We start from the raw sequence: 8,879 nt of genomic DNA, 5'->3' as shown, positions 1-8,879 counted from the left end.
TTGTTAAAAAAACAATCAAATCATTAGGCAATGTATTCTGGTCAATTTTTATGTTTAGTTTTAAATCGTTTTCAAGTGTTTTGAAATTTGCCGCACTAATTTCAAACTTTTGACTTAACTCATTTTTAAGTCTTTCTTTGTCATCACAAATTAAACCTACTTCGTAAGTATTTGATTTATAAGTACGTTTTATATCTGAAACTTTTCCGTCCAAAACTTTGTTTGAATGGTGAATCAATGCTATGTGATCACAAAGTTCTTCAACAGATTCCATCCGGTGCGTAGAAAAAATTATGGTAGCTCCTTGATTTCTGAGTTCAAGGATTTCATCTTTGATTAAGTTTGCATTTACAGGGTCAAAACCACTAAAAGGTTCGTCAAAAATCAATAGTTTAGGTTGATGAAGCACAGTGACTATAAATTGGACTTTTTGTGCCATCCCTTTCGATAACTCCTCAATTTTTTTATCCCACCAGTTTCCAATATTCAATCTGTCAAACCAATATTTAAGACGTTCTTTGGCTTGAATTTTTGAAAGCCCTTTTAGTTGAGCGAGATACAGTGCCTGCTCTCCAACCTTCATTGATTTATAAAGTCCTCTTTCCTCAGGAAGATAACCTATATGTTGAATATGGTGTGGTTGAAGAGGTTCACCATCAAGAAATACTTTTCCTGAGTCTGGCATAGTAATTTGATTGATGATTCTAATGAAAGTGGTTTTTCCGGCACCATTGGGTCCTAAAAGCCCAAAAATAGTTCCTTCAGGTACTGCAACTGATACTGAATTTAAAGCAGTGTGTTTGCCGTACTGTTTTGTGACTTTCTCTGCTACTAATAAGTGACTCATGTAACTTGATAATTTTTTAAAATGTTTGTCTAATTTACATTAAGGGTGTTACAAGTGTAAAGAAGAAATTAAAAATAAAACCCACCCTAGGATCTTTAAAAAATGAACATAGGATGGGAAAAAAAATTGCTATGAAAAAGAAAAATATGGCTAATTAATTACTAACCATAAACAAATATAACAAATTAATTTAAATATAAACTTGTTAAGAAAACATATCTTTTACTTTTTCAAAGAATGATTTATCATCAGATTCTGGCATTGGTTGAAAGTTTGAGTCGCTTGCCATTTTCTCAAAAAACTCTTTTTGTTCTTTCGAAAGAGCTTTTGGAGTCCAGACATTTACGTGTACTAAAAGATCTCCACTACCATACCCATTAATACTTGGAATACCTTTATTACGAAGTCTTAAAATTTTACCACTTTGAACTCCTTCTTCAATTTTGATTCTAACTTTTCCGGTAACAGTATCAATTTCTTTTGATGTTCCTAATGCAGCTTCTGAAAAACTAATGTAAAGGTCATAATGCAAATTATCACCTTCTCTTTGTAGTGTTGGATGTATTTTTTCTTCAATAGCTACTAACAGATCACCTGCAATGCCATCTCCTGGAGCCTCATTTCCTTTTCCGGTAACTTTGAGTTGCATGCCGTCCACTACCCCTGCAGGAATCTTAATTGAAACTGTTTCTTCTGTCAATAACATTCCATCTTTGTCAGCATTGGGTGGTTTAGATTCAATAATTTTTCCTGAACCTCCACAAACATTACAAGGAGCAGATGTTTGCATTCTTCCTAAAATTGTATTTGAAATTCTCGTTACCTGTCCACTACCATGACAGCTTGTACATGTTTTGTATGTTGTGCCTTGTGCCTGTTTTTTTCGTTTTACTTTAATCTTTTTTTCAACACCATTAGCAATTTCTTCAAGTGTCAATGCAACCCGAATGCGTAAATTACTTCCTTTTATTCTTCGTTGGCCGCCACCTCCAAAACCACTAAAACCGGAAAAACCAGCTCCGCCACCACCAAAAGCTCCACCAAAAATATCTCCAAACTGGCTAAAAATGTCCTCCATGTTCATTCCTCCACCGCTAAATCCACCTGAACCATCAAAAGCTTGGTGGCCATATTGATCGTAACGGGCTTTTTTATTTGGGTCACTTAAAACTTCATAAGCTTCAGCTGCTTTTTTAAACATTTCTTCTGCTTTGACATCACCTGGGTTTTTATCAGGATGAAACTCAATGGCTTTTTTTCGGTAAGCTTTTTTAATTTCATTTGCAGTTGCATTCTTACTGATGCCTAATATGTCGTAATAATCTTCTTTCATAAAACTTGTTTAATGCTTTTACTGTCCTATCACAACTTTTGGATAGCGAATAATTTTTTCTCCTAATTGATATCCTTTTTCAACAACATCAATAATTTTACCTTTTAAATCGTCTTTTGGTGCAGGTATTTGTGTGATTGCTTCGTGTGTTTCCGCATCAAATACATCGCCTTGTTTGACTTCAAACTGTTCTAAACCTTTAGTTCTTAAGGTTTCTTTTAGCTTATTGTGAATTAATGTCACTCCTTTGTACAAAGTGTCATCGTCAGATTTTTTGAGTTCAAGAAGAGCTCTGTCAAAATCATCCATAACTGGTAACAAAGCAAGCAGTACATCTTGTCCTGCAGTTTTAAAAAGTTCTATTCGTTCTTTTGATGTACGTCTTTTATAGTTTTCAAACTCAGCAAAGAGTCTTAAAAATTTTTCTTTTTCATGGTTTAATTCCTCTTCTAATTTATTGATATTGTTTTCTAAACCGTCTATTTTTTCTTCAAAATCGTTTTTTTTATGATCCTTTGGTTTAGATTTTGTTGCAGTTTTGGAAGTATCTTTCTTGCTCATTATTTTAATTTTCTAAAATTTGTCGTCATTGATATAACAAAAGTACTGCCATAAGTAGTTTTGTGTCAAAATGTCATTGAAAAATTAATAGGACTTTAAGATAAATTTACCATTAAGACTAGTACTTTTGCATTGAATCAAAAAATTAACACAAACCATGAAAAACAACATTTTAAAACTATCCGCACTTTCTATATTTGCAATTTTTGCATTTTCCTGTAAAGGAGAAAAAGAAAACAAAGTGGAAACAAGTGAAGCGCAAGACAAAATGGAATCTACAACATCTGTTATGACCTACAATGCAGATACTGATGCGACTAAAATTGACTGGGAAGCAGGAAAATTAACAGGAAACCATACAGGATACATTAAAGTTTCAAAAGGTTATATTAACTTAAATGAATCTAACGAAATTGTAGGCGGTGAGTTCGCTCTTGATATGAGCTCAATAACTGTCACAGACCTTGAAGAAGGTGACGGAAAAGAAAACCTTGAAGCTCACCTAAAAGGAACTGTTGAAGGCAAAGAGGGCGATTTTTTTAATATCAATGAGTATCCTACAGGGACTTTTGTTGTAACAGGAATGAACGTAACTGATGGTAAAACCTGGATGGAAGGAAATTTAATCCTTCTTGATAATTCAAAAAACATTAAGTTTCCGGTAAATATGTCTTTGGAAGATGATAAAATGGTTTTACAAAGTGAAACATTTACAATTGACAGAACTGAATGGGATATCAATTTTAGATCTAAATCTGTTTTTCCAAATATTGGAGACAAAGTTATTTATGACGACATCAGTTTAACTGTTTATTTAGAAGCAAATAAAAGCTAAGAAATATACCTTAACTTCTAATAAAAAAATCCCGCTCTTTGCGGGATTTTTTTATTAAAGTAAACTTTCTAAAGAGCTTTCCAAGTCTGGATATTTAAATTGAAAACCTTTATTTTCTATTTTTTGTGAACTTACATTTTGACTTGAAATTACTAAAGTAGACATCTCACCCAACACAATTTTTAAAGCGAAAGCAGGAACGTTTGGCAACCAAAGAGTTTTGTTTAATTTTTTAGCAACAAGATTTGTAAACTCTTTATTAGTGACTGGGTTTGGAGCTACAGCATTAAAAACCCCTTCCAATTGTTTTTCTACAACAAATAAATAAAGTCTTGCTATATCCTGAATATGAATCCAGGATTGCCATTGTTTACCAGATGCCAATGGTGCACCTAAACCAAGTTTTATTGGTTTAGAAATTTCCGGTAATGCTCCTTCGTTTTTATCAAGAACCATTCCTGTTCTTATTTTTGAAACTTTCATATCAAGTACAGCAAACTTATCAGCTACTTCTTCCCAGCTGGAAACAACATTTCCTAAAAAAGTAGTATCAATTTTATCATTGCTTTCATTATAAATTTCATTAAAATCATTTGGATAAATATTCACACCACTGGCAGAGATAAAGTGTTTTATTTGATGTGCATTTTTTTGGATTGTATTAAACAATATATTTCCTGAAAGAATTCTGCTTTCGAGTATTTCAGTTTTATATTGCTTAGTCCAGCGCTTTGAAATTGTTGCTCCTGCCAAGTGAATTATTGCATCAACATTTTGCAGACAACTACTGTCGATTTCTCCCTTTTTTGGGTCCCAAAAAAACCCTTTGTAGTTTTCTTTTTCTTGAATTTTTGATTGTGAAGTTGTTAAATAATGGACGCTTATCTTTTTATCTAAGCATCTTTTTACAATCTCTTTTCCTATAAGTCCAGTCGCCCCGGTAATCAATACTCTCATGCCAATTTTTCCTCTAAATTAACAATAAAGCAAAGGTTAAACTAATTTTTAAAAAAGGTTTAACGATTTAAAAAAAGGATTGTTAAATCAAGTATTTAGTACCAGTCAACATGGTGTTTGTTTTTACCAAGACTGAATATTACTCCAAAATTTAAAGTTGCGAAACTACCGTTTTGATCTTCATAGTCAGGTGATAAAAGTTCACCAGAATAACTATAGTGCTGTTTAAAAACCATATTGTAATTTCCGTCAGCAAATACTGAAAACCAATCATTGATTTTTACTTGGGGTCTAAATCCAAAATTTAGATTTCCGGTTTGTTCGGTTACATTTTTTCCGAGAGCCGTAGCCCTGGTATATCCCACTCCTGTATGAAAAAAAATAGTAGCTTTGTTATAAATATAATAAGGCAAAACCAGCCTTCCAACATTATAAAAACCTTCAACTGCTATGGTATTGTTGTTAATTCCGGTATCAGTATCATTTTTATCACGAAACCCATTATAAGTGTATTTTAATTTAGCTCCAAGTTTTTGATTAAACATATATCTAATACCAAATTCAAAACTTCCAAAATTTACATAATTGCTTCTGCTAATTTTATCATTTGGAGCCAGAGGTACGTGAAGACCAATACCTGTTTCTATTGAAGTTTTATTAAATTTTTCTTCTTGTGAATAGGTAGAAAATGTAGCTAATAAATATAAAATAAAAATACTCTTCTTTAAATGCATAAGTTGATGTTAGGGTTAATTTGTTTTTGGGGAAACTTTTAAACTAACGGTATATAAAACACCTTAGTATTTATTTCAGAAGATTTTTTAAATATTGTCCATATCCACTTTTTAATAGCGGTGTGGCTAGTTGCAATAACTCTTTTTCGTTGATTAACCGCTTACGAAAGGCTATTTCTTCAATACAGCCTATTTTTAAACCTGTTCTTTTTTCAATGGTTTTTACAAATTCGGTAGCTTCTGTTAGAGCTTCGTGTGTACCTGTATCCAACCAGGCATATCCCCTACTCATAATTTGCATTTTTAGATTATTTTCACTCAAAAAATGAGCATTAACAGAAGTAATTTCAAGTTCACCTCTTTTTGATGGTTTCACAGACTTAGCAATATCAATTACCGAATTTGGATAGAAATAAAGCCCGACAACTGCATAGTTACTTTTAGGTTGTTTTGGCTTTTCTTCAATACTCAAAACTTGACCTTTACTATCAAAAGAGGCTACTCCATAGCGTTCGGGGTCTTCAACATAATAACCAAACACAGAAGCAATTCCTTCATTAATGACATTACATTTAGCTTCAATTAAAAGTTTTTGAAAACCGGCACCATAAAATATATTGTCTCCTAAAATCAAGCAAACATGATCATTTCCAATAAATTCTTCACCTATTATAAATGCTTGTGCTAATCCATCAGGAGAGGGTTGTTCTGCATAAGAAATTGAAATTCCAAGGTGTTTACCATTTCCGAAGAGTTTTTGAAAATTTGGTAAATCTGCAGGAGTTGAGATTATTAAAATTTCTTTAATGTCTGCCAATAACAAAACCGAAAGCGGATAATAAATCATCGGTTTGTCATACACAGGTAAAAGCTGCTTGGAGACCACCTGTGTAAGAGGGTGCAAACGAGTGCCGGCGCCTCCTGCTAATATAATTCCTTTCATTGGTTAGTTATTTTTGTACTGTTTTTTGTAATAATCCTGATAAAGCCCTGTAGTTACATTCTTAAGCCAGTGTTGATTTTCAAGATACCAATCGATTGTTTTTACTAGCCCTTCTTCAAAAGTTACAGATGGTTTCCACCCTAATTTTGAGTTGACTTTTGATGCATCTATGGCATAACGTAAATCATGTCCCGGCCGGTCTTTCACAAATCTTATTAGATTTCTAGAGTTTCCTTGTATTCTTTTTAGTTTTTCATCCATTAAATCACAAAGCAATTTAACTAAATCAATGTTTTTCCATTCATTAAACCCACCAATATTATAGGTTTCGCCTTTTAATCCATTATGAAATATCAAATCTATTGCTTTTGCATGATCAATTACATAAAGCCAATCACGGGTATAGTTTCCATCACCATAAACAGGAAGTGGTTTATTTTCAATAATATTATTAATAAACAAAGGAATTAATTTTTCAGGAAATTGATTGGGGCCATAATTATTAGAACAGTTTGATATAATAAATGGAAATCCATAAGTTTCTCCATAAGCTCTCACAAAATGATCTGAACTTGCTTTAGAAGCAGAATACGGTGAGTTAGGGTCGTATGCAGTTTTTTCTGTAAATAATCCAGAAGAGCCTAAAGTGCCATAAACTTCATCTGTGCTTATATGGTAAAACAAATGGTCTTCAAAATTAGACTTCCAACATTCTTTGGCTGCATTCAGTAAATTTACAGTTCCAAAAATATTGGTTTTTAAAAAGGATAAAGGGTCTGAAATAGAACGATCAACATGTGATTCTGCCGCTAGGTGAATTACGCTTTGAAACTGATGAGCTTCAAATAGTTTTTGAATAACTTTAGAATCGTTAATATCTGCTTTGATAAAAGTATAGTTTGAAGCTTGCTCAACATCTTCAAGATTTTCTAAATTACCTGCATATGTAAGTGCATCCAAATTAAATATATGTGTGTCTGGATAAGATTTCACAAAAAGCCTTACAACATGTGAACCAATGAAGCCTGCTCCTCCTGTTATTAGAATATTTTTCATCATTAGGTTTAGTTAAACTAATCTTTCACAAAATAGTCCCAAGTTACTTGTAGGCCTTTGTGAACACTGAATTTTGGATCATAATCCAATAATTTTCTTGCCTTTGAAATATCTGCAAGAGAATCTCTGACATCACCAACTCTAGGCGGGCCATAGTTTGCTCTAATTTTTATATTTGAAATTTCATTTAGAAAACCCCAAAGCTTGTTAAGACTAATACGCTCTCCATAAGCTACATTATAGACTTCGTTTACCCCTTTAGAGTCTGCAAAAAATGCCTTAATATTGGCTTGTATAGCATTTTCAACAAATGTAAAATCTCTTGTTTGTTCTCCGTCTCCATTGATTACAGGAGGCTTTTTATCTTTTAAGGCTTGCATAAAAAGTGGTATAACAGCGGCATAGGCTCCTGTTGGACTTTGTTTTGGACCAAAAACGTTGAAATAACGCAAACCTATGGTTTCTGTACCGTAAGTTTTATAAAAAACATCTGCATACAACTCATTTACATATTTGGTAACAGCATAGGGAGAAAGTGGTTTTCCAATATTTTCCTCAACTTTTGGAAGCATTTTACTGTCGCCGTAAGTAGAGCTCGAGGCTGCATATATCAATCGTTTCACAGATATTGACTCTTTTTGAGCAACAAGCATATTTAAAAAACCTGAAATGTTTACCTCATTTGTGGTGATAGGGTCATTTATAGAACGCGGTACTGAACCTAAAGCTGCTTGATGAGATACATAATCAATTCCTTTGATTGCCTTTTTACAGGTATCCAAATCTCGAATATCGCCTTCAAGCAATTCAAAATTTGTCATATCTAGAAATTCATTCAAATTTTCTTTAAATCCTGTCGCTAAATTATCAAGTACTCTAACCTTTTTTGCTCCATGCTTTAGCAAATATCCAACCAGATTGGAGCCTATAAAACCGGCGCCTCCCGTTATTAAGAATGAATGTTTTGAAATTTCTTGAGTGTGATATTTGAAAGATTCCATTAAATAAGTGCTCTTTTACTATTTATTTTAAACTATAGATTTGAAAATATATTTTAAATCTCCGCAAAACGTCCAATTTTTTACATAGTCTTTATTGATTTTTACTTTATCTGGCCAAATTGTTTCATCATTGTATTTTATTGGATTTTTTTTAGTCATCAACAAATTGATTTCATCTTTATATTTTAAGGTCGCAGGACCTGTAATACCTGGCCTTACACTTAAAATAATTCTATCTTCTCCTTTAAGTTTGTCAGCATAACCGGGAATATCCGGTCGAGGCCCTACAAAGCTCATATCACCAATAATCACATTAAAAAGCTGGGGAAGTTCATCAAGTTTAGTTTTTCGCATCCACCTGCCTGATTTTGATTGATCAAGAACCATCTCCTCAAAACTGTGATTTTTAACATTTTTTAGTGTTCTTATCTTATACATATTAAAGACTCTCCCATCCATCCCAACACGTTTCTGTAAAAACACACCTGATTTTCCTATATCAACCCTTGCTATTATTATTAACAAAAGTAAAGGAATAAATAAAACAAGCAACCCTATTAAAGCAATTGAAGCATCAAAGCTTCTTTTAAGGAATTGTTGCTTTTTAGACAG

At 32.7% G+C, this 8,879-nt stretch carries 10 protein-coding genes; 1 reads left to right on the top strand and 9 read right to left on the bottom strand.

What is annotated here, in order from left to right; genetic code table 11:
- The 3 genes from AACY61_RS04270 to AACY61_RS04260 form a co-directional block, all read right to left on the bottom strand.
- A partial coding sequence (locus AACY61_RS04270) for an ATP-binding cassette domain-containing protein (RefSeq protein ID WP_339610350.1) occupies positions 1-847 on the bottom strand: 847 nt, incomplete at its 3' end.
- Positions 848-1,052: 205 nt separating this feature from the next.
- Entirely contained in the window at positions 1,053-2,180 is a 1,128-nt protein-coding gene (gene dnaJ / locus AACY61_RS04265) for a molecular chaperone DnaJ (RefSeq protein ID WP_339610349.1), read from the bottom strand.
- An 18-nt stretch (positions 2,181-2,198) separates the two neighbouring features.
- Positions 2,199-2,741 carry a nucleotide exchange factor GrpE gene (locus tag AACY61_RS04260; RefSeq protein ID WP_339610348.1) on the bottom strand — a complete coding sequence of 181 codons (543 nt, stop codon included), beginning with the start codon at positions 2,739-2,741 and terminating at the stop codon, positions 2,199-2,201.
- A 157-nt stretch (positions 2,742-2,898) separates the two neighbouring features.
- Between AACY61_RS04260 and AACY61_RS04255 the strand changes: the two genes are divergently transcribed.
- Complete coding sequence (locus AACY61_RS04255; protein WP_339610347.1) at positions 2,899-3,576, top strand: YceI family protein; 678 nt, start codon at positions 2,899-2,901, stop codon at positions 3,574-3,576.
- A gap of 54 nt (positions 3,577-3,630) precedes the next feature.
- Here the strand turns inward: AACY61_RS04255 and AACY61_RS04250 are convergent, their stop codons facing one another.
- The 6 genes from AACY61_RS04250 to AACY61_RS04225 all read right to left on the bottom strand — a co-directional run.
- On the bottom strand, positions 3,631-4,533 hold the full coding sequence (locus tag AACY61_RS04250; protein WP_339610346.1) for a TIGR01777 family oxidoreductase: 903 nt from the start codon (positions 4,531-4,533) through the stop codon (positions 3,631-3,633).
- Between the two features lie 95 nt (positions 4,534-4,628).
- A complete protein-coding gene (locus AACY61_RS04245) occupies positions 4,629-5,267 on the bottom strand; it encodes a hypothetical protein (protein WP_339610345.1) in 639 nt (212 codons plus the stop codon).
- Between the two features lie 70 nt (positions 5,268-5,337).
- Positions 5,338-6,210, bottom strand: coding sequence for a glucose-1-phosphate thymidylyltransferase RfbA (gene rfbA, locus AACY61_RS04240; RefSeq protein ID WP_339610344.1), 873 nt, complete (start codon positions 6,208-6,210; stop codon positions 5,338-5,340).
- Positions 6,211-6,213: 3 nt separating this feature from the next.
- On the bottom strand, positions 6,214-7,266 hold the full coding sequence (gene rfbB, locus AACY61_RS04235; RefSeq protein ID WP_339610351.1) for a dTDP-glucose 4,6-dehydratase: 1,053 nt from the start codon (positions 7,264-7,266) through the stop codon (positions 6,214-6,216).
- Positions 7,267-7,283: 17 nt separating this feature from the next.
- Positions 7,284-8,267, bottom strand: coding sequence for an SDR family oxidoreductase (locus tag AACY61_RS04230; protein WP_339610343.1), 984 nt, complete (start codon positions 8,265-8,267; stop codon positions 7,284-7,286).
- Positions 8,268-8,294: 27 nt separating this feature from the next.
- A partial coding sequence (locus AACY61_RS04225; RefSeq protein WP_339610342.1) for a sugar transferase occupies positions 8,295-8,879 on the bottom strand: 585 nt, incomplete at its 5' end.

It is taken from the genome of uncultured Planktosalinus sp. (assembly GCF_963973675.1).
Lineage (GTDB): Bacteria > Bacteroidota > Bacteroidia > Flavobacteriales > Flavobacteriaceae > Planktosalinus.
Note: the sequence above shows the minus strand (reverse complement) of the source record. Positions and strands in the feature narration are given on the sequence as shown.